13 protein-coding genes are annotated in these 21,647 nt (G+C 56.5%); 8 read left to right on the top strand and 5 right to left on the bottom strand.

All coding sequences use genetic code 11. From position 1 onward, the window contains the following. Window positions 1-68: 68 nt before the first annotated feature. The 3 genes from norV to RDN66_RS22935 all read left to right on the top strand — a co-directional run bounded on the left by norV (window position 69) and on the right by RDN66_RS22935 (window position 5,585). Window positions 69-1,511 carry an anaerobic nitric oxide reductase flavorubredoxin gene (gene norV, locus RDN66_RS22945; protein ID WP_123650553.1) on the top strand — a complete coding sequence of 481 codons (1,443 nt, stop codon included), beginning with the start codon at window positions 69-71 and terminating at the stop codon, window positions 1,509-1,511. Next, window positions 1,508-2,641 (top strand): NADH:flavorubredoxin reductase NorW, encoded by a 1,134-nt coding sequence (gene norW, locus RDN66_RS22940; RefSeq protein ID WP_035892548.1) that lies wholly within the window; start codon window positions 1,508-1,510, stop codon window positions 2,639-2,641. Before norV ends, norW begins: the two co-directional genes overlap by 4 nt. 343 nt (window positions 2,642-2,984) lie before the next feature. Then, the gene (locus tag RDN66_RS22935) at window positions 2,985-5,585 is read left to right on the top strand and encodes a hypothetical protein (protein WP_308538204.1); all 2,601 of its coding nucleotides are present in this window, start codon (window positions 2,985-2,987) and stop codon (window positions 5,583-5,585) included. A 48-nt stretch (window positions 5,586-5,633) separates the two neighbouring features. Here RDN66_RS22935 and RDN66_RS22930 read toward each other — a convergent pair whose 3' ends face one another. From RDN66_RS22930 to RDN66_RS22910, 5 genes are all read right to left on the bottom strand, one after another. Continuing rightward, on the bottom strand, window positions 5,634-6,650 hold the full coding sequence (locus RDN66_RS22930; protein WP_308538203.1) for a HoxN/HupN/NixA family nickel/cobalt transporter: 1,017 nt from the start codon (window positions 6,648-6,650) through the stop codon (window positions 5,634-5,636). 10 nt (window positions 6,651-6,660) lie between these two features. Further along, entirely contained in the window at window positions 6,661-8,886 is a 2,226-nt protein-coding gene (hypF, locus tag RDN66_RS22925; protein WP_202217319.1) for a carbamoyltransferase HypF, read from the bottom strand. A gap of 4 nt (window positions 8,887-8,890) precedes the next feature. Further along, window positions 8,891-11,041: a formate dehydrogenase subunit alpha gene (gene fdhF / locus RDN66_RS22920; RefSeq protein WP_202217318.1), complete on the bottom strand. Its 2,151-nt coding sequence runs from the start codon at window positions 11,039-11,041 to the stop codon at window positions 8,891-8,893. 35 nt (window positions 11,042-11,076) lie between these two features. After that, window positions 11,077-11,622 carry an electron transport protein HydN gene (gene hydN, locus RDN66_RS22915; RefSeq protein ID WP_035892555.1) on the bottom strand — a complete coding sequence of 182 codons (546 nt, stop codon included), beginning with the start codon at window positions 11,620-11,622 and terminating at the stop codon, window positions 11,077-11,079. Window positions 11,623-11,766: 144 nt separating this feature from the next. Beyond that, a complete protein-coding gene (locus RDN66_RS22910; RefSeq protein WP_035892556.1) occupies window positions 11,767-12,780 on the bottom strand; it encodes a LacI family DNA-binding transcriptional regulator in 1,014 nt (337 codons plus the stop codon). Between the two features lie 263 nt (window positions 12,781-13,043). Here RDN66_RS22910 and ascF point away from each other — a divergent pair, with 263 nt between their 5' ends. The 5 genes from ascF (at window position 13,044) to RDN66_RS22885 (ending at window position 21,632) form a co-directional block, all read left to right on the top strand. Further along, window positions 13,044-14,501, top strand: coding sequence for a PTS cellobiose/arbutin/salicin transporter subunit IIBC (gene ascF / locus RDN66_RS22905; protein ID WP_123650558.1), 1,458 nt, complete (start codon window positions 13,044-13,046; stop codon window positions 14,499-14,501). Window positions 14,502-14,520: 19 nt separating this feature from the next. Beyond that, window positions 14,521-15,945, top strand: coding sequence for a 6-phospho-beta-glucosidase (locus tag RDN66_RS22900; protein WP_202217316.1), 1,425 nt, complete (start codon window positions 14,521-14,523; stop codon window positions 15,943-15,945). Window positions 15,946-16,042: 97 nt separating this feature from the next. Beyond that, window positions 16,043-17,131 carry a LacI family DNA-binding transcriptional regulator gene (locus RDN66_RS22895; RefSeq protein ID WP_202217315.1) on the top strand — a complete coding sequence of 363 codons (1,089 nt, stop codon included), beginning with the start codon at window positions 16,043-16,045 and terminating at the stop codon, window positions 17,129-17,131. 120 nt (window positions 17,132-17,251) lie between these two features. Further along, a complete protein-coding gene (locus RDN66_RS22890; RefSeq protein WP_035892560.1) occupies window positions 17,252-20,329 on the top strand; it encodes a beta-galactosidase in 3,078 nt (1,025 codons plus the stop codon). A gap of 55 nt (window positions 20,330-20,384) precedes the next feature. Then, a complete protein-coding gene (locus RDN66_RS22885; RefSeq protein ID WP_202217314.1) occupies window positions 20,385-21,632 on the top strand; it encodes an MFS transporter in 1,248 nt (415 codons plus the stop codon). Window positions 21,633-21,647 lie beyond the last annotated feature (15 nt).

Raw genomic sequence — 21,647 nt, 5'->3', positions numbered from 1 at the left:
AAGTTGGCACACAACCTGCAATTAGCAATACATCTTTTTTGAAAAACGCTGAATTAATTGAGGTTGCTATGTCTATTCTGGTTAAAAATAACATTCATTGGGTTGGTCAACGTGATTGGGAAGTACGTGATTTCCACGGTACCGAATACAAAACGCTGCGCGGCAGCAGCTACAACAGCTACCTTATCCGTGAAGAAAAAAATGTCCTGATTGATACCGTCGACCATAAATTCAGTCGTGAATTCGTACAGAACCTGCGCGGTGAAATCGACCTCGCTGACATCGACTACATCATCATTAACCACGCTGAAGAAGACCACGCCGGTGCGCTGACCGAGCTGATGTCGCAGATCCCGGACACCCCAATCTACTGCACTGCTAACGCCATTGACTCCATCAACGGTCACCACCATCACCCAGAATGGAACTTCCACGTGGTGAAAACCGGTGACAGCCTGGACATCGGTAACGGCAAACAGCTGATCTTCGTGGAAACCCCGATGCTGCACTGGCCTGACAGCATGATGACCTACATGACCGGCGACGCGGTGCTGTTCAGTAACGATGCCTTCGGCCAGCACTACTGTGACGAACGCCTGTTCAACGACGAAGTAGATCAGACCGAACTGTTCGAACAGTGCCAGCGCTACTACGCCAACATCCTGACCCCGTTCAGCCGCCTGGTGACGCCAAAAATCACCGAGATCCTCGGCTTCAACCTGCCGGTTGATATGATTGCCACCTCTCACGGTGTGGTATGGCGCGATAACCCAACCCAGATTGTTGAACTGTACCTGAAATGGGCGGCAGACTATCAGGAAGACCGTATCACTATCTTCTACGACACCATGTCCAACAACACCCGCATGATGGCGGATGCCATTGCCCAGGGGATCAACGAAGTTGACCCGAACGTGGCGGTGAAAATCTTCAACGTCGCCCGCAGCGATAAAAACGAAATTCTGACCAACGTCTTCCGCTCTAAAGGCGTGCTGGTTGGGACTTCAACCATGAACAACGTGATGATGCCGAAAATCGCTGGCCTGGTGGAAGAGATGACCGGCCTGCGCTTCCGCAACAAGCGCGCCAGCGCCTTTGGTTCGCACGGCTGGAGCGGCGGCGCGGTCGACCGTCTGTCGACCCGTTTGCAGGATGCGGGCTTTGAAATGTCCCTGAGCCTGAAAGCCAAATGGCGTCCTGATGTTGATGCGCTGGAAGTGTGCCGTCAGCACGGTCGTGAAATCGCTCGCCAGTGGGCGCTGGCTCCGCTGCCAGAAGCCACCGCAAAACCCGACGCCGCGAAAGAGGCCTGTGCCGCCGCTGCCGCAGCCGACCTCGGCCCAAGCATGCAGTGCAGCGTGTGCCAGTGGATTTACGACCCAGCGAAAGGCGAACCTAATCAGGACGTGCAACCAGGCACCCCGTGGAGCGAAGTCCCGGACAATTTCCTGTGCCCGGAATGTTCATTAGGCAAAGACGTCTTCGACGTACTGGCGACGGAGGCAAAATGAATCATGGCATCGTGATCGTTGGCTCGGGCTTCGCCGCCCGCCAGCTGGTGAAGAATATTCGTAAGCTCGACGCGAGCGTCAAACTGACGCTCATCGCCGCCGACAGCATCGACGAGTACAACAAGCCGGACTTAAGCCATGTGGTGAGCCGGGGGCAAACCGCCGCCGACCTCACCCTGCAAACCGCAGGCGAGTTCGCCGAGCAGTACAACCTGAACCTGTTCCCGCAGACCTGGGTGACCAGCATCGATGCAACCGCGCATGTGGTGAAAAGCCAGAACCATGAGTGGCAGTACGACAAGCTGGTGCTGGCAACGGGCGCGTCCACCATCGTGCCGCCGGTACCGGGCAAAGAGCTGATGCTGACCCTCAACAGCCAGCAGGAGTTTGGCGCGGCGCAAAGTACGCTGCGCGATGCCCGACGCGTGCTGATTATCGGCGGTGGTTTGATTGGCTGCGAGCTGGCAATGGACTTCAGCCGCGCCGGTAAAGCGGTCACCGTGGTCGATAACTCTGCCAGCGTGCTAGCTTCGCTGATGCCGCCGGAAGTAAGCAGCCGTTTGCAGCATCGTCTGACCGACATGGGTATTCATCTGCTGCTGAAATCTCAGTTGCAATCGCTGGAACAGACCGCCAGCGGCATTCGCGCCACCTTTGACCGTGACCGCCACGTCGAGGTTGATGCGGTAGTGGCCGCCACCGGCCTGCGCCCGGAAACGGCGCTGGCGCGCATGGCGGGTCTCGAGATTAACCGCGGCGTGAAGGTCGACGGGACGCTGCGCACCAGTAATCCGGATATCTACGCGCTGGGCGACTGCGCTGAGATTAACGGTACGGTGCTGCCGTTCCTGCAGCCGATTCTGATGAGCGCCATGTGTCTGGCGAAGAATCTGCTCGGCCAGCCCGGCGAGCTGAAGCTGCCGAACATGCTGGTAAAGGTGAAAACGCCGGATCTGCCGCTGCATCTGGCCGGTGAAACCCGCCGCCCGGATTTGAACTGGAAGATTGAAACTCGCGCCGACGGCATGCTGGCGCAGGGGTATGACGACCGTCAGCAGCTGTGCGCTTTCGTGGTGAGCGAAGAACGAATGAAAGAGGCCTTTGCTTTGCTGAAGTCACTCCATCAATAAGGCTTCCCCCTCTGTTCACTGTTTAATTTAACCGCATGCGCATGGAAGCGCGAAAGTCTCATTGTTACTTGCCCCGCTGCCCGGGGCTTTTTTATTATTATCCCCGACTCACTTAACATCATTAAAATCTATTTCTACATCATCACAACCCCCTCGCGACATTAATAAATCTGCCGCAGATAACATTCAATCATTAACTATCACCATCTCTTTTACATAGCTGTTTTCTCATTAACTGTCGTTTATAAGTAAAAGCCCACAGGGTAAATAACGCCAATAAGAGGTAGACGCCCCTGCGTGTCATACAAATACCACATGAAAAAGAAATTAACGGAGATAACTCATGCAATTAGGATTTGAACTCACCTTCAGCAGCGATACCTGGTATCCGACAGTTGATATCAACAATATAAAATCGACGACCGCTGAAGTTATCGATATCAAAGAAAAAATGGTGCTGACATTCAGCGCACCGGGGAAGGTAACTGCCGGCGATATCACTATTTCCACCAACCCATGGTGTGAATTAAAAACAGATATCGAGACCAGTGAAATTTCCAGCGGTATATTTGATATCAAATTAACAATTTCCGCTGCCGATGGTTCTGCAATTGGTAACGCTATTTCCACGATCCATATGGGCGTGAATGTGGCATCCGATACGGTGCCGGCCTGGCAGACGTTCCAGGATTCCTTCACGCTCGCCGCAGATGAAGAAACTCAGGTCGCAGGCGAGCTTGTCGTCACCTGTGCCGCCTTCCCGACCGGGCTGGAGCAGACGCCGCTGGAACTGGTGCTGACCCGCGGTGAACAACGCGAAACGTGCGCGCTGGTTGCGGGAAATAATACATTGAGTATTGTCGCCGGTACCTACACCGTCAGCGCCGCGCAGCTGTGCACCGCTGATGGAACCGTACGGGCCGAGGTAGCCTTGGGGTCCTCTCAGGTGACCATCGGCAAAGGCCAGCGCACCGCGCTGAACGTCACCTTTGGGCCCGCACAACGCAGCACCACCCTCGATGTGAAGCTCGATTTATCCACATCGCACGCGCTGTACAATGAAACTTTACAGCTGGTTTACGAGGAGAACGGGATTGAAGCGCAACGCATCGCACTGCGCGTCGGGCAGTCAGTCCGCCTGCAGCAATTGCCGATTAGCGGTCAGTTCACCCTGCGCATTGACGATATCAGATTGAACAACGCCCACTACTGCGTTGATGTCGTGCAAGGGCCGCTGAATAATCAGCACGAGAATATTGTTTTTGGCGACGCTCAGATTCACTCGCAGAGTGATACCGCGGCGCACTCCGCCGCGCTTAATATCGCCATTAACGTGGAAAAAACCGTGGATGCCGCATTTTATATTCGCCTCATCGACGAAAATGATACTCCGCGCCAATATCATTTCGGCAATCTGCCGATGCAGCCGGGCAATCACAACGCCATCGCCAGCATCGCGCCGGGGAACTACCGTGTAGAAAGCCCTACCGTGATTCAGAATGGCGTCATTTATTACGTTGATACCGCCTCGCAGCAGCTGCGGGTTGATAATGACGCAGCGTTGACCTTAACGGTCGCGGTAACAGAAGGTGCGAATCTGCATGTTAAAGGGTTCCCGGACTTTCTGAGCTTTGGCGGCTGTGCCGATATGTCGCCGAGTAACGTAGCGGACCTTGCCGAAGCGCGCGTGTCGTCTCTCTTTAAATATTCCGGCGACGATGGTATGGGAGATGCATCCGCCTACCTGGATCCGGCAAAAGAGCCTACGCCAAAAATCATCGAAATGGCGCGTAACGTTACGGGCAGCACGCAAGAACACGTGCTGCCCGTCATGGTGTCCTATACCTGCAACCTGTCATTGGGCGATGTGACCAATATTATTAACGATCCTGTCCGTCACCAGTTTAGCTTCGCGAACTTCATTCAGGCGCTGCAAATGGCTCAGGCAATGAAGGATGACGAGCACCCGGTACCGGCTGGCTTTATCGTTAACCCGGATTACCTTGGCGAATGCCAGAAATACGGTTTCGCCGCAGATTATCCGGTGACGGTTCGCAAGCCGCTGGCGGAAGCTATGGCGCACCACGGTGTTGATATCACCATCCCGGCGGGCATTACCGACACCCTGAAAGGCTACATTAAGGCGGTTAACTGGCTGGTACGCGTGGTTGCGCCGGACGTCGTTCTCGGCTGGCAAATCAACCTGTGGAGCGTTGGCGGCTCACAGTGGGTGTACCAGGACTTTACCTACGATGATGTTTTCGATCCTGAAGATGGCACGAAAAAGCGCATGACCATTACCCCTGAACTCGCGGGTAAGCTCTCGGCAGAATATGCGCTGATGGTCGGCGTGTTTGACGATATCGAATATACGCTCGCCAATGGCGCATCCGCCGTTGCCAAAGGAGCCGATTTTATGGCTGCCGATCGCTACGAGGCCGATGACTTCACCGCTCGCGCCTATAAAAACGGTTACTGTTATTCGCCTTATGAGTGGGATCGGACGTTTGATTTCTGCGCTTCGCTCAGCCGCCATCTGCGCCAGCCGGTCATGCCATGGCAGGTTCCGGCTAGCCGCCTGGCAAGCGTCAGCGAGGAAGTTGGCGAACTGGAGGAACAGTTCTGGGGCACCGGCGGTAGCTATCTGATGGGTCATCCTGAAATTGGCAGCGCCGTAGATGCTATCAATACCAAGCTGCTGGACATTGAATTTCTCGACGTACACGTCGGTATGATGGGCCGCAACCCTCGCGATCTATTTAGCCGCCAATCCTGGGATCTCTCGACGGCGAAATACCACGACTTCCCGTCACGCAGTATTTTCCACGTACAGGTTGGTGGCGGAGCCACGACGGGCGTCGTCAGCGCGGTTAACCGTAATAGCAGCCGCTGGATGCGTGAGAAACTCAAAGCCTATCGCGACAATCCGGTGAAATTCGAATAACACGTCACCGAACTTTCAGCTACCCGCGAGGCGGGTAGCTGAATTCCCTTAACGCACCACCAGTGCGTCATAGTTGCGCCAGCGGTAGTTCACCATCGACACCAGCCAGCACAGTGCGAACAGGCCAATCACCACAAAGCCCGCGTTACCAAGGTTATCGCTCAGCATCGACACACCGCTCCAGATGCCGCCGGTCAGGTCGAACTTATCGATAATCAGCCCCAGCGCTTCCAGCCCACCGATAAACAGCGCGACCACCACGGATGCGCCGGTAATGGTCATGTTGTAGTAAAGCTTACGCTGAGGCTTATTGAAGGCCCAGCCGTACGCACCCACCATCAGAATATTATCCAGCGTATCAACCAACGCCATGCCGCTCGCGAACAGCGCCGGGAAGACCATGATCGACCACATCGACATCCCGCTCGAGGCGCTGGCGGCAGAGATGCCCAGCACGCCAATTTCGGTAGCGGTATCAAAGCCCAGACCAAACAGGAAACCCACCAGGTACATATGCCAACTTTTGCCAATCAGGCGGAAAGTACGGCTGAACAGCGCGCTCATCATACCGCCCGCCACCGGCAGCTCGGCTGAGACCGACTCACCCTTTTTCAGCGCCTGGAAGCTGCGCCACACGCCGCGCAGAATAATCAGGTTCACCAGCGCCATTGCCAGCAGGAACACCGCCGACACGGTCGTGCCGATGATGCTACCGGTGTCGTGGAACCAGCTCATTTTGTGCTGGAACGCGGTCGCCGTGGCGGCAATCGCCACTGACGCCAGCACCACGATGGAGGAGTGACCGAGTGAGAACCAGGCACCGACGCCGAACGGGCGCTTGCCCTGCTGCATCATTTTACGGGTGACGTTATCAATCGCCGCAATATGGTCGACGTCCACCGCGTGACGCAGACCGTAGCCCCACGCCAGCAGACTGGCGGCCATCAGCGCGCCGTTATGACCAAATGCCTGCCATGCCCAACCCCAGGCCAGTAAATTCGCCAACACAAGAACCAGAACCAGCAGCGTTGCGCGCGGCTGTTGACGAAGAACATTCCACAACATGAGTAACTCCTTAAACCAGATGGCGAGCTGCAGCAATCACAGACTGCCCGTATGAAATTGCCCCATCCCCCGCGGGTAAACGCTTCGGAAAGAGCAAAGTGAAATCGTGTAAATAATGCGTAAGACGGCTGCGCAGCAGCGCGTTGTGCAGCACGCCGCCGCCGAAAGCCAGCGTCGACAGCGAAAAACGCTCTGCGTGTTGGCGCATTAAGGTGGCGATGCCCTGCGCCAGCGCGTCGTGAAACGCCCACGCTTTTTGCGCCGGGGTCGCCTGCCAGCCGAGCCACGCCGGCCAGAAGGTGGCGAGATCCAACTGGCTATCAACAACCGGCATGGTCACCGGATGAACAATGCCCGCGCAGCCTGTCGCCAGCGCTTCCAGTCGACAGGCCGCCTCGCCTTCATAGCTCAGCGCGAGCGGCGTGCAGCCCACCGCACAGGCTACAGCGTCAAACAGGCGACCACAGGAAGACGCCAGCGGGCTATTGAGCCCGCGCTGGATCGCCTGCGCTAGCAGCGGCCAGTTCTGTTGCTGCACCGCTTGCGTCTCACCGAACATTTGCCAATCTGGAACGAACGCCAGACAGTGCGCCAGCAGGTTGCGCCACGGCTGACGCGCCGCCAGATCACCGCCTGGCAACGCCACGGCGGGCAGGCCGCCGAGATGTTCACACTCGCGGTAGCTCACGCGCAGACACTCACCGCCCCACAGCGCGCCGTGCTCGCCCATGCCAATACCGTCGAGTGCCATCGCAATCACGTCGCCGCCGTCAAGCGGCCAGTCGTGTTCAGCAAGGCTGGCGGCAATATGGGCATGATGATGCAGTACCTGATGCCGCGGCAGCGCAAGCTCCGTCGCCCACTGAGAAGAACGATAAGCCGCGTGGTAATCCGCCACCACCGCCTGCGGCGTAAAGTCATAAATGGACTGCATCAGCGCCAGCGCCTGTCGCCACTGGGCTTCCACGCCATCGTCGGTCAGGTCGCCAAAGTGCTGGCTGAGTACCGCCCGGTCGCCGCGTACCAGACAGAAGGTATTTTTCATGTCCGCGCCAAGACAGAGCATCGGCGGTACGTCGCGAAAGCCCGGCGGCAGCGTCAGCGCATCCGGCACATAGCCGCGCGAACGGCGCAGCATTTCGCCGCTCTGGCGCACCACCGAATCATCCATGCGCTGCACGATATCGCGGTTGTGTAACAGGAAACCGTCGGCAATATCGGCCAAATCCGCCAGCGCGCTGTCGTTAGTCAACGCCGGAGGTTTACCGCTCAGGTTGCCGGAGGTCATCACCAACGGGCGCGCCAGCGCCTGTATCAGCAGATGCTGTAGCGGGTTGGCGGGCAGCATCACGCCTACTTCCGCGAGGTCCGGCGCAATCTCCGGGCAGATCCCAGAGACCAGATGTTTATCCACCAGCACAATCGGTGCGGCGGGGGTATTGAGCAGCGAGCGCGCGTCAATCGACAGCGCGTCAGCGTTAGCTATCATCACCGCCAGCGGTTTTGCCGGGCGATGTTTGCGGGCGCGAAGCGTCGCTACCGCCGCGGCATTGCCGGCATCGCAGGCCAGATGGAAGCCGCCAATTCCCTTCACCGCCACAATGCCACCGGCTTCAATCATGGCGATAGCGGCGGCAAGCGCCGCTTCTTTTTCCGCGCGTTGCTCACCGCTATGCCACATTAGCCACGGCCCGCACTCGGCGCAGGCCACCGGCTGGGCGTGGAAACGACGGTCGTAAGGGTTTCGGTACTCCGCCTCGCACGACGGGCAGAGCGGAAACGCCGCCATCACCGTCAGCGGGCGGTCATAGGGCATAGCGTGAATAATGGTAAAACGCGGCCCGCAGTGGGTGCAGTTAATAAACGGATAGCGGTAGCGCCGCTCCTGCGGGTCGTTCATTTCCGCCAGACAGGCCGGACAGGTTGCCGCATCCGGGACAATCTGGGTGCTCATCGCCCCGGCACCGCTCTGGCGAATAGTAAAATCGGTCGGCAGCGTCGGCCACTCGAATGGCTCAACGTGGGTACTATCAATACGCGCAAGCGGCGGGCAGTACTGGTACAGCGCGGCGATAAAATCCGCTTCGTCACCGAACAGGCGTAGCAGGACGCCAGCGCTGTCGTTACAGACATCGCCAAGGCAGCCGCGCTGCTGTGCCAGTTGCCAGACGAAGGGGCGGAAGCCCACCCCCTGTACTTTTCCGCAGATGCGGATCTGCACGCCGTTTGCGTTCATTTGATTACCCGTTGAGCGCCGCGTTCAGGCGCGTTTTCATCGACTGATAGCTGTCCTGCGCGTAGATTTCGGCCCAGTTCTGATCCTCTATCGCCTCGATTTTCACCGCGCAGTACTTGGTTTCCGGCGTTTTCGAGATAGGGTCGAGGTTGTCCTGAGTCAGTTCGTTGCAGGCACCAATCCACCATTGGTAGGTCATATAAACGCTGCCATGGTTGATGCGTTCGCTGACGCTGGCGCGGCTAATCACCTTGCCGCGACGCGAGGAGACCCACACCAGCTGCTTATCATGCACGCCAAGCAGGCTGGCATCCTGCGGGTTCATCTGCACAAAGCCGGGTTCATCGGCGAGCGATTGCAGCGCCGCACAGTTGCCGGTCATCGAGCGACAAGAGTAGTGCCCGACCTCGCGTACGGTGCAGAGCACCAGCGGGAAGTCGTCGTCCGGCGTTTCGGCTGGCGCACGCCACGGAGCCGCAAACAGGTGGCCTTTACCGTCAGGCGTGGCGAACTGATTGCCTTCGTACAGATACGGCGTCCCCGGATGATCGAGCGTCGGACATGGCCACTGCACGTGCCCCATCTCGCCCATTTTTTCGTAGGTTACGCCGTAGAACAGCGGGCACAGCTCGCGCATTTCGTCCCAGATTTGCTGGTTGTCGTCGTAATGCATCAGGTAGCCCATTTCGCTTGCCAGTAGGCTGATAATTTCCCAGTCACGCTTCACGTTATAGGTCGGTTCGATGGCTTTTTCGAAGCGCTGGAAGCCGCGGTCGGCGCAGGTGAAGACGCCGCCGTGTTCGCCCCATGAGGTGGCGGGAAGCAGCACGTCCGCCTGTTCGGCGGTCTTGGTCATAAAGATGTCCTGCACCACCACAAAGTCGAGCGCTTCAAATCCCTGGCGCACCAGGCCTAAATCCGCCTCGGTTTGCAGCGGGTCTTCGCCCATGATGTAGTAGGCTTTCACCTTCCCTTCGATGGCCAGATGCGGCACTTCGGTAATGCGAACGCCAACTTTGTCGTCCATCAAGCTGGCGTCGATGCCCCAGGCCCTGGCGAACTTCTCGCGCACGGCGGCATCGACCACGTCCTGATACCCAGGGAACTGGTTTGGCAGCACGCCCATATCACACGCGCCCTGCACGTTGTTCTGCCCACGCACCGGGCCAACGCCAACGGCTTCACGTCCGAGGTTACCGGTCAGCAGCGCCAGGCTTGCCAGCCCTTTCACCACGTCAACGGCCTGGCCGAACTGGGTCACGCCCATGCCCCACATAATGGTCGCCGACGGCGCGGCCGCGTAGGTACGCATCGCCTGGCGAACCTGCATGGCCGGAATGCCGGTCAGGGATTCCACCGCTTCCGGCGCGTAGTCTTTGACCACTTCACGCAGTTCATCAAGCCCGGTGGTGTAACGAGAAACGTATTCGTGGTCGTACAGGTCTTCTTCCAGCAGCACGTGGGCGAAAGCGTTCACTAGCGCCATATTGCTGCCGTTGCGCATTTGCAGATGCTGGTCGGCGATGCGCGCGGTTTCAATACGACGCGGATCGCAGACGATAATTTTGGCCCCTTTGTCTTTCGCTTTAATCACGCGACGCGCCACTATCGGGTGCGAGTCCGCGCAGTTGTAGCCAAAGACCAGCAGGCAGCGGGAGTTTTCGATATCGCCGATGCTGTTGCTCATCGCGCCGTTGCCCAGCACATCCTGAAGCCCGGCCACCGATGGGCCATGACAGACGCGCGCACAGCAGTCGACGTTATTGGTGTGCAGCACGCCGCGGGCGAATTTCTGCATCACGTAGTTAGTTTCATTGCCGGTGCCGCGCGATGACCCGGTGGTCATAATGGCGCGCGGCCCGAATTTGGCTTTGATATCGCCAAGACGCTTCGCGGTATAGCGAATCGCCTCATCCCAGCTCACGGGGGTGAACTTGCCGCCTTTTTCATAGCGGATCATCGGCTGCGTTAATCGGGGGGTCAGCAGCTTGGTATCGTTGAGGAAGTCCCAGCCGTAATAGCCCTTCAGGCACAGCTCATTCTGGTTGGTTTTCCCTTCGGCGGCCTCGGCGCGAATAATTTTACCGTTGTCGACAACCAGCTTCAGTTTGCAACCAGCGCCACAGTAAGGGCACACACTCGTGATTTTTTTCATCAGTAACAGACCTGTTAAAAGAGAAATAAGGATGATTAAAGAGAGATAGACGTGGCGCTATCGAGCGCAGCGCGACGACGTTTTTCCGCGCTAAGCTGCTCAAGCTTGCTGCGGTCCACGCAAAACAGCGCATGAGTCGGGCAGGCTTCCATACAGGCTGGGCCAGCTTCGCGGTGGTAGCAGAGGTCACACTTGTTGGCTTCCGCTTTTTCCGCACGCACTTTAAGGCCCGCGCCGCTGTCGCGAACGACCGGACGCACTACCACTTCCATCGCGCCGTAAGGGCAGGCCACCACGCAGGTTTTGCAACCAATGCAGCGTTCCTGCATCACGTGAATAAAGCCTTTGTCGCGGCTGATAGCACCGTTCGGGCAGACGTTAGCGCACGGGGCGTCTTCGCACTGACGGCAGGCGGTAGCGGTAGATACATTCACGCCTTTAATAACGTGAATACGAGGCAGGAAAGATTGCGGCGTCAGCGCGGCGCAGTTCTGATCTTCCTGGTGGGACACCACGCATGCGACTTCGCATGTCCGGCAGCCAATACATTTACTCGCATCAGCAATGATGAAACGGTTCATCAACTTCTCCAGCAATGACAGTGAATTCGCGGGAGAATGCATTATTCGAGCCAACTTTTATTTGACTGTTTTTAAAGGGGATTTTTTGGCAGGTGATGAAGGATAAGCTGTCATCGTCACTTATGACGATGACAGATGACGACGCTATGCGTGCGGCCCTGGGACAATGGACTCACGCTCAATCAGTTCACCCGGGAAGGTTTGCTGATATTTAAAGTCCCCGCCGTCGAGCATAAAAATAAGGCGATGAATGGTCTCTTTGATCATTTCCGTGACCGGAATACGCACGCTGGAGAGCGCGGGAACCATATAAGGCGCGAGGGTTATGTCATCAAAACCCAGCACCGAAACCTGCTGCGGCACATTTATTCCGTGGACGTGCAGGCGCTTAATCGCCCCCACCGCCATATCGTCATTACTGGCGACCAGTGCGCTAAAGCTGACCTGCCGCTCGCGCAGCGTATCCACCCCGGCGGCACCGGTTGCGGGCGTCCACTTTCCTTCAACAATCAGTTCGTTGCGTACCGCAATACCGTGCTTCGTTAGCGCATCTTTATAGCCAGAAAGACGTTCAATGCCGGTCGGCGAATCGAGCGAACCGGTAATAAACGCAATATCGCGATGGCCGAGGCTGATTAATCGCTCCACCGCGTTCTGGCTGGCGGATTTTTGATCGCAGTAAACGCAGTGGCTGCTATTTCGTCGCAATCGACGGTTGATGACTAATATCGGCTGCTGCTGTTGCTGAATAATGTCGTCAATATCGTCGACGCTCAGAAAACGGGGGTAAATAATAATGCCGTCACAGCGCAGGTCGAGCAGATACTGAATCGCCTCACGCTCTTCCTGGGCGCTGTGCTTACCGTCCGCCAGAATCAGGCGTCGCCCCTGGTCTTCCGTCATACTCGCCGCATGGAACAGCAGCTCGCTGAAATAGACACCGTGATAAAGCGTGTTGGTGACCACCAGCCCCAGGGTCTGCGTCTTTTTGGTCGCCAGATTACGCGCCAGCAGATTGGGCCGATAGCCGCTCTCTTCGACGGCCAGAAACACCCGGTCCTTCGTCTCCTGACTGACATAACCGTTGCCCGATAGCACCCGGGATACGGTGGCTTTCGACACGCCCGCCCGTCGCGCTACCTCCAGCATTGTCGTCATATTCATACCCTTGAGAAATCATTTGCCAGCAGTGTACTGCACCGTTTCGTTATTTACAGCACCCGCCGATGCGTGCGCTTTTTGCTCAACGGACATTCCTGTGATCGATTTCACGAATTAACCAAAAACAAAAATTAGATCTTGATGTAACAAAATTAACACATGAATATTATGTGGAACCGGTTTCCTATACAACGTTTCATCACCCCGACTACATCGGGCGATAAGCGATAAGTACCCTACTGATAAAACAGGATTTTCCGATGTCTAAAAACTATGCGGCTCTGGCGCAATCCGTGGTGGGCGCACTCGGCGGCGTGGAGAACATCTCCGCCGTCACGCACTGCATGACCCGTCTGCGCTTCGTACTGAAAGACGAAACGCAGGTCGACAGCGCCAGCCTCAAGGGCATCAGCGGCGTGCTGGGCGTGGTGCGTAACGACAACCAGTGCCAGGTGATTATCGGCAACACCGTCTCTCAGGCCTATCGCGAGGTGGTGAACCTGCTGCCGAGCAACCTGCAGCCTGCCGCCCCGGTCGGAAAACCGAAGCTCACTTTACGCCGCATTGGCGCCGGAATCCTCGACGCGCTGATCGGCACCATGTCGCCGTTGATCCCAGCAATTATCGGTGGATCGATGGTCAAGCTGCTGGCGATGATCCTCGAGATGACCGGCGTGCTGCCAAAAGGCGCGCCGACGCTCACCATTCTGACGGTGATCGGCGACGGCGCGTTCTTCTTCCTGCCGCTGATGGTGGCTGCCTCCGCGGCGGTGAAATTCAAAACCAATATGTCGCTGGCGATTGCTATCGCCGGGGTACTGGTGCACCCGAGCTTTATTGAGCTGATGGCGAAAGCCGCCCAGGGCGAGCACGTCGAATTTGCCTATATTCCGGTGACGGCGGTCAAGTACACCTACACGGTTATCCCGGCGCTGGTGATGACCTGGTGCCTCTCCTACATTGAACGCTGGGTCGACAAAATCACCCCGGCGGTGACCAAAAACTTCCTTAAGCCGATGCTTATTGTGCTGATTGCCGCACCGCTGGCGATCCTGCTGATCGGCCCGATTGGTATCTGGATCGGTAGCGCCATCTCCGCGCTGGTGTACACCATTCACGGCTATCTCGGCTGGCTGTCGGTCGCCATTATGGGCGCGCTGTGGCCGCTGCTGGTGATGACCGGGATGCACCGCGTCTTTACGCCAACCATCATTCAGACCATCGCCGAAACCGGCAAAGAAGGCATGGTCATGCCGTCGGAAATCGGTGCCAACCTGTCGCTCGGCGGTTCGTCACTGGCGGTGGCGTGGAAAACCAAAAACCCGGAGCTGCGCCAGACCGCGCTGGCGGCTGCCGCTTCCGCGATTCTGGCCGGGATTTCCGAACCGGCGCTTTATGGTGTCGCCATCCGCCTGAAACGCCCGCTGATTGCCAGCCTGATAAGTGGCTTTATCTGCGGCGGTATTGCTGGTGCTGTCGGGCTTGCCAGCCACTCCATGGCCGCGCCGGGGCTGTTCACCAGCGTACAGTTCTTCGACCCGGCTAACCCAATGACTATCGTTTGGGTGTTTGGTGTCATGGCGCTGGCGGTGGTGCTCTCCTTTGTGCTGACGCTGATTCTTGGTTTTGAAGATATTCCCGTCGAAGAGGCTGCCGTCGAGGCGCGTAAACGCCAGGCCGCTAAGCCTGCCGCAACTGTAACGGCACGAATTTCATAAATTTTTAGCGAGGTAACGCATGTCGACATTTCCGCAAGGGTTTCTCTGGGGCGGCGCCATTGCCGCCAACCAGGCCGAAGGGGCTTATCTTGAGGGCGGCAAAGGGCTGACCACCGTGGATATGATTCCGCACGGCGCGAACCGCCTGCCGGTGAAGCTGGGGCAAGAGAAGCGCTTTACGCTGCGCGACGATGAGTTCTACCCGAGCCATCAGGCGATCGATTTTTATCATCGCTACAAAGAAGATATCGCGCTGATGGCGGAGATGGGTTTTACCGTTTTCCGCACCTCGATTGCCTGGAGCCGTCTCTACCCGAACGGTGACGAACTGACGCCAAACGAAGCGGGCATCGCCTTCTACCGCGACCTGTTCCGCGAGTGCCAGAAGTACGGCATTGAGCCGCTGGTGACGCTGTGCCACTTCGACGTACCGATGCATCTGGTCACCGAATACGGTTCATGGCGCAACCGTAAAATGGTCGATTTCTTTGCCCGTTACGCCCGCACCTGCTTTGAGGCGTTCGATGGACTGGTGAAATACTGGCTGACCTTCAACGAAATCAACATCATGCTGCACAGCCCGTTCTCCGGCGCAGGGCTGGTGTTTGAAGACGGTGAAAACCAGGATCAGGTGAAGTACCAGGCCGCACACCACGAGCTGGTCGCCAGCGCGCTGGCAACCAAAATCGCCCATGAGGTGAACCCGCAGAACCAGGTCGGCTGCATGTTGGCGGGCGGTAACTTCTATCCTTACTCCTGCAAGCCAGAAGACGTGTGGGCGGCGCTGGAGAAAGACCGCGAGAACCTGTTCTTTATCGACGTGCAGGCGCGCGGCAGCTATCCGGCCTACTCGGCGCGGGTGTTCCGCGAGAAAGGCGTGACGATCGCTAAAGAAGCGGGCGACGATGAAATCCTCAAGCACACCGTCGACTTTGTCTCGTTCAGCTACTACGCTTCGCGCTGCGCATCGGCGGAGATGAACGCCAACAACACCAACGCGGCAAACATTGTGAAGTCGCTGAAAAATCCGTACATCAAGGCCAGCGAATGGGGCTGGGGCATCGACCCGCTCGGCCTGCGCATCACCATGAACATGATGTACGACCGTTATCAGAAGCCGTTGTTTCTGGTGGAAAACGGCCTCGGCGCGAAAGACGTGGTCAACGCGGACGGGCAGATTGATGATGATTACCGCATCAGCTATCTGCGCGAGCATATTCGGGCGATGGGTGAAGCCATTGAAGACGGGATTCCGGTTATCGGCTACACCACCTGGGGCTGTATCGATCTCGTGGCAGCGTCGACCGGCGAGATGAGCAAGCGCTACGGATTTGTCTACGTTGACCGCGATGATGAGGGCAACGGCACGCTGGCGCGTACGCGTAAGAAGTCGTTCTGGTGGTATAAGAAAGTGATTGCCAGCAACGGGGAAGATTTGGCGTAAAAGTCACTCCCTGGCTCAATGCATGAGATTGCACCACCTCCTATTTTTATGGGAGGTGTGGCATCATAGCGTGCAGAACACATTGAATTCAGGGGTAATGAGTGTGAAACCGGTAACGCTGTACGATGTTGCAGACCATGCGGGGGTCTCTTATCAGACCGTCTCTCGCGTCGTGAATCAGGCTCGCCACGTTTCCGCCAAAACCCGTGAAAAAGTCGAAGCCGCAATGGCTGAGCTGAATTACATCCCCAACCGCGTTGCGCAGCAATTGGCGGGGAAACAGACGCCGCTCATCGGCGTTGCAACCACTAACCTCGCGCTGCATGCACCGTCTCAGATTGTCGCGGCGATTAAATCCCGCGCCGACAGTTCGGGTGCCAGCGTGGTCATCGCCATGGTGGAACGTAACGGCGTGGAAGCCTGTAAAGCGGCAGTACATAATCTGCTGACGCAGCGGGTAACCGGTTTGATCGTTAACTATCCGCTCGATGAAAATGACGCTATTGAGGTTGCAGCAAGCTGTGGCAACGTGCCGGTACTTTTTCTTGATGTTTCTGATACCTCTCCCATTAACAGCGTGATTTTCTCTCACGATGATGGCGCACGTTTGGGGGTTGAGCATCTGGTGGAGCATGGGCATAAACGCATTGCGCTACTAGCCGGGCCAAACTCATCAATCTCCGCGCGGCTGAGACTCGCGGGTTGGCATAAATATCTGACGCAATACCACCTGCAGCCGGTTGCCGAAACGGAAGGTGACTGGAGTGCGATGTCCGGTTTTCAGCAAACCTTGCAGATGCTTAATAACGGCACCATTCCAACCGCTATGCTGGTCGCGAACGATCAGATGGCGCTCGGCGCGATGCGGGCCATCAGCGAGTTCGGTCTGCGCGTAGCGAGCGACATCTCCATTATTGGCTATGATGATACCGAGGATAGCGCCTGCTATATTCCGCCGCTAACCACCATCAGACAGGATTTCTCGCTGCTTGGAAAAACGAGCGTAGACAAGCTGCTACAGCTATCTGCCGACGAACCCGCCGCGAACAATCAGCTACTGCCGGTATCACTGATTCAACGCAAGACCGTTTGTCCTCCCACTACCCATGCGGCTTCCCCTGAAGCATTGGCCAATTCACTCATCCAGCTAGCACGGCAGATCTCTCAGCTCTCCCCCAAAATGTGAGCGAGTGAAATTGTGTGAGTTAGCTCACTCATTGCTCATCTCATCCTTTACAGAAAGAACGCTACGCCCCTATTTTAACAAAAATTGTGAGCGGATAACAATTTCGATAAGGATACAGATATGTCCCTGAACACCGATTCACTCGCCGCCGTACTACACCGTCGCGACTGGGAAAACCCTGGCGTAACGCAGCTCAACCGTCTGGAAGCGCATCCTCCTTTTTACAGCTGGCGAAATGCCGATGATGCTCACGCCGGACGAGACTCTTCACAAAAACGCAGCCTGAATGGGCAATGGAAATTTAGCTGGTTTGCCTCTCCTGAAGCGGTTCCGGAAAGCTGGCTGGCGAGCGATCTGCCTCAGGCGGATACCATCAACGTCCCATCTAACTGGCAGATGGACGGCTATGATGCGCCGATTTACACCAACGTGGCGTATCCTATTCCGGTTAATCCGCCGTTTGTGCCAGCAGAGAACCCCACAGGCTGTTACTCGCTCACATTTTGTATTGACGATGCCTGGCTTCAGCAAGGCCAAACGAGGGTCATCTTTGACGGCGTGAACTCGGCGTTCCATCTGTGGTGTAACGGACGCTGGGTGGGCTACGGGCAGGACAGCCGTCTACCGTCTGAATTCGACCTCAGCGATTATCTGCGTAGCGGTGAAAACCGTCTGGCGGTACTGGTGCTGCGCTGGAGCGATGGCAGCTATCTGGAAGACCAGGACATGTGGCGGATGAGTGGGATTTTCCGCGATGTATCAATACTCCATAAGCCCGCCACCCAAATCAGCGACCTGCAAATTAACACCCGTTTTAACGACGACTTTAGCCGTGCCGTTCTGGAAACGCAGGTCCGGGTCGCGGGTGAGCTGCACGATAATTTACGCGTGACGGTGCAGCTGTGGGATAACGAAACGTTAATTGGTGAAAATACCGCCGCGTTGGGCAGTGACATTATTGACGAGCGCGGAGCTTATCAGGACCGGGTAACCCTGCGCCTGAACGTCAAAGAACCGGCGCTGTGGAGCGCGGAAACGCCAAATCTGTATCGTGCCGTGGCGCAATTACACACCGTCGACGGCACGCTGATAGAAGCTGAGGCCAGCGATGTCGGCTTCCGTCAGGTCAGCATTGAAAATGGTCTGCTGCTGTTGAACGGCAAACCGCTGCTGATTCGCGGCACCAACCGCCATGAGCATCACCCGGTCAACGGTCAGGTGATGGACGAGGCAACGATGGTGCAGGATATCGTGCTGATGAAGCAAAATAACTTTAACGCTGTGCGCTGCTCTCACTATCCGAACCATCCGCTGTGGTACACATTGTGCGATCGCTACGGCCTGTACGTGGTGGATGAAGCCAATATTGAGACGCACGGAATGGTGCCGATGAATCGCCTGACCGACGATCCGGCATGGTTACCGGCCATGAGCCAGCGCGTGACGCGCATGGTGCAGCGCGATCGCAACCATCCAAGCATCATTATCTGGTCGCTGGGCAATGAGTCCGGTCATGGTACCAACCACGATGCCCTGTACCGCTGGCTGAAGTCAGAAGACCCTTCCCGCCCGGTGCAGTATGAAGGCGGCGGCGCAGACTCTGCTGCCACCGACATCATCTGCCCGATGTACGCCCGTGTTGATCAGGATCAACCCTTCCCCGCAGTGCCAAAATGGTCAATCAAAAAATGGCTGTCATTACCCGGAGAGCAACGTCCGCTGATCCTCTGCGAATATGCCCACGCCATGGGGAACAGCTTCGGCGGTTTTGCCAAATACTGGCAGGCGTTCCGTCAATATCCGCGCCTGCAGGGCGGCTTTGTCTGGGACTGGGTGGATCAATCGTTGATCAAATACGATGAGAACGGTAACGCCTGGTCAGCATACGGCGGCGATTTTGGTGATACGCCAAACGATCGGCAGTTCTGCATGAACGGGCTAGTGTTCGCCGATCGTACGCCACACCCGGCGCTATATGAAGCCAAACACGAGCAGCAGTTTTTCCAGTTTGCTCTGTTGCCGGGAGACAAATGTCAGATTGAAGTTGTCAGCGAATACCTGTTCCGCCACAGCGATAACGAAGTGCTGCACTGGTCGCTGGCGCTGGACGGCAAACCGTTGGCTTCAGGCGTGACGACGCTGGATATTCCACCGCAGGGTCGGCAGGTCATTACCTTACCAGAACGTCCGCAACAGGCACATGAGGGTGAACTGTGGCTGACGGTTCGCGTCGAACAACCGCAGGCAACCGCGTGGTCAGAGGCAGGGCATATTTGCGCATGGCAGCAGTGGAAAGTGGGCGAGAAGCTCGGCACGCCGCTGCCAAAATCCGCCAGCCGCACGCCTGAGCTCACCGCCAGCGAGGGCGAATACCGTATCACCGTCGGCAATAAATGCTGGGTGTTCAGCCGCCATGCTGGCCTGCTCACGCAGTATTCTATTGGCGAAGAAGCGCAGCTGTTGACCCCGCTCATCGATCAATTTACCCGCGCGCCGTTGGACAACGATATCGGCGTGAGCGAGTCAACCCGCATTGATCCTAATGCCTGGGTAGAACGCTGGAAAGCTGCCGGTCACTATCAGCTTGAGGCTACCTTACTGCAATGTGAGGCGGACGCACTGGCAAGCGCGGTGCTGATAACCACCGCGCACGCGTGGCAGTACCGCGGAGAGACGCTGTTTGTCAGCCGCAAAACGTACCGCATTGACGGCCAGGGCGAGATGCACATCAGCGTGGACGTTGAGGTTGCCAGTGGGACCCCGCATCCGGCACGCATCGGCCTGAGCTGTCAGCTTGCGCAAGTGGCGGATCGGGTCAACTGGTTGGGATTAGGCCCACATGAAAACTACCCAGACCGGCTTTCTTCTGCCTGCGTCGATCGTTGGGATCTGCCGCTGGATGCCATGTACACCCCTTATGTTTTCCCAAGCGAAAACGGCCTGCGCTGCCACACTCGCGAACTGAGCTATGGCCCGCACTGCTGGCGCGGTGATTTCCAGTTCAACATTAGCCGCTACGGTCAGAAGCAGCTAATGGAGACCAGTCACCGCCATCTGCTACAACCTGAAGCGGGAACCTGGCTCAATATTGATGGCTTCCATATGGGCGTGGGCGGAGACGACTCCTGGAGCCCTTCTGTTTCTCCGGAATACCAACTGAGCGCCGGATGCTACCACTACCAGTTGGTCTGGGGTTAAACATAATTATCTGGCAGGTTAACGCCTGCCAGCTTTCTTCGAAAGGAAGTCCATCATGTATTATTTAAAAAATACTAATTTCTGGATGTTTGGCTTTTTCTTCTTCTTTTATTTTTTCATTATGGGTGCCTATTTCCCTTTCTTCCCGATCTGGTTACACGATATAAACCATATCAGCAAAGGGGATACCGGTATTATCTTCGCCTGTATTTCACTGTTCTCACTGCTATTCCAGCCTATTTTCGGTTTACTTTCCGATAAGCTCGGCCTGCGTAAACATCTGCTATGGGTGATTACCGGAATGCTGGTGATGTTTGCCCCATTCTTTATTTACGTCTTCGGTCCATTATTACAGGCTAATATTCTGCTGGGTTCGATTGTCGGCGGGATTTACCTTGGCTTTATTTACAATGCCGGTGCCCCTGCGATTGAAGCCTATATTGAAAAGGCAAGTCGCCGAAGCAACTTCGAATTTGGCCGCGCGCGGATGTTCGGCTGCGTGGGCTGGGCGCTGTGCGCCTCGATTGCCGGAATTATGTTTAACATCAATAACCAGTTTGTCTTCTGGCTGGGCTCCGGCTGCGCAGTCATTCTGGCGCTACTGCTGTTCTTTTCAAAAACGGAGGTTCCTTCTTCCGCACAGGTTGCAGACGCGGTAGGCGCCAACCACTCGGCCTTCAGCCTTAAGCTGGCTCTGGAACTGTTCAAGCAGCCGAAGCTCTGGTTCCTTTCACTGTACGTAGTCGGCGTCTCCTGTACCTATGACGTATTTGACCAACAGTTTGCCAACTTCTTCACCTCGTTCTTTGCCACCGGTGAACAGGGTACCCGCGTATTTGGTTACGTCACCACCATGGGGGAATTGCTCAACGCCTGCATCATGTTCTTTGCGCCGCTGATTGTGAATCGCATCGGCGGTAAAAACGCCCTGCTGCTGGCGGGGACGATTATGTCGGTGCGGATTATCGGCTCCTCATTCGCCACCTCTGCGCTGGAAGTCGTTATCCTCAAAACGCTGCATATGTTTGAAATACCGTTCCTGATAGTCGGCTGCTTTAAATACATCACCAGCCAGTTTGAGGTGCGTTTCTCCGCAACGATTTATCTGGTGTGCTTCTGTTTCTTCAAACAGCTGGCAATGATTTTTATGTCCGTACTGGCGGGCAACATGTACGAGAGCATTGGTTTCCAGGGGGCTTATCTGGTTCTGGGGATGATTGCGCTGAGCTTCACAGCCATCTCGGTATTTACCCTTAGCGGGGCAAAGCCGTTCTCCCATTATCTCGCAAAAAATAGCCAATAAAATCAGGATGAAATA

It is taken from the genome of uncultured Kluyvera sp. (assembly GCF_902485085.1).
Classification (GTDB): domain Bacteria; phylum Pseudomonadota; class Gammaproteobacteria; order Enterobacterales; family Enterobacteriaceae; genus Kluyvera; species Kluyvera ascorbata.
The sequence above is the reverse complement of the archived record's forward strand: the minus strand, read 5'-3'. Positions and strand labels throughout refer to the sequence as shown.

Excerpts from the sequence above, each read along its gene's own strand:
- hydN (WP_035892555.1), bottom strand. The coding sequence starts at position 11,622 with ATGAACCGTTTCATCATTGCTGATGCGAGTAAATGTATTGGCTGCCGG.
- norV (WP_123650553.1), top strand. The coding sequence starts at position 69 with ATGTCTATTCTGGTTAAAAATAACATTCATTGGGTTGGTCAACGTGAT.
- RDN66_RS22900 (WP_202217316.1), top strand. The coding sequence starts at position 14,521 with ATGTCGACATTTCCGCAAGGGTTTCTCTGGGGCGGCGCCATTGCCGCC.
- ascF (WP_123650558.1), top strand. The coding sequence starts at position 13,044 with ATGTCTAAAAACTATGCGGCTCTGGCGCAATCCGTGGTGGGCGCACTC.
- RDN66_RS22890 (WP_035892560.1), top strand. The coding sequence starts at position 17,252 with ATGTCCCTGAACACCGATTCACTCGCCGCCGTACTACACCGTCGCGAC.
- RDN66_RS22895 (WP_202217315.1), top strand. The coding sequence starts at position 16,043 with ATGAGTGTGAAACCGGTAACGCTGTACGATGTTGCAGACCATGCGGGG.
- fdhF (WP_202217318.1), bottom strand. The coding sequence starts at position 11,041 with ATGAAAAAAATCACGAGTGTGTGCCCTTACTGTGGCGCTGGTTGCAAA.
- RDN66_RS22910 (WP_035892556.1), bottom strand. The coding sequence starts at position 12,780 with ATGACGACAATGCTGGAGGTAGCGCGACGGGCGGGCGTGTCGAAAGCC.
- norW (WP_035892548.1), top strand. The coding sequence starts at position 1,508 with ATGAATCATGGCATCGTGATCGTTGGCTCGGGCTTCGCCGCCCGCCAG.
- RDN66_RS22885 (WP_202217314.1), top strand. The coding sequence starts at position 20,385 with ATGTATTATTTAAAAAATACTAATTTCTGGATGTTTGGCTTTTTCTTC.
- RDN66_RS22930 (WP_308538203.1), bottom strand. The coding sequence starts at position 6,650 with ATGTTGTGGAATGTTCTTCGTCAACAGCCGCGCGCAACGCTGCTGGTT.
- RDN66_RS22935 (WP_308538204.1), top strand. The coding sequence starts at position 2,985 with ATGCAATTAGGATTTGAACTCACCTTCAGCAGCGATACCTGGTATCCG.
- hypF (WP_202217319.1), bottom strand. The coding sequence starts at position 8,886 with ATGAACGCAAACGGCGTGCAGATCCGCATCTGCGGAAAAGTACAGGGG.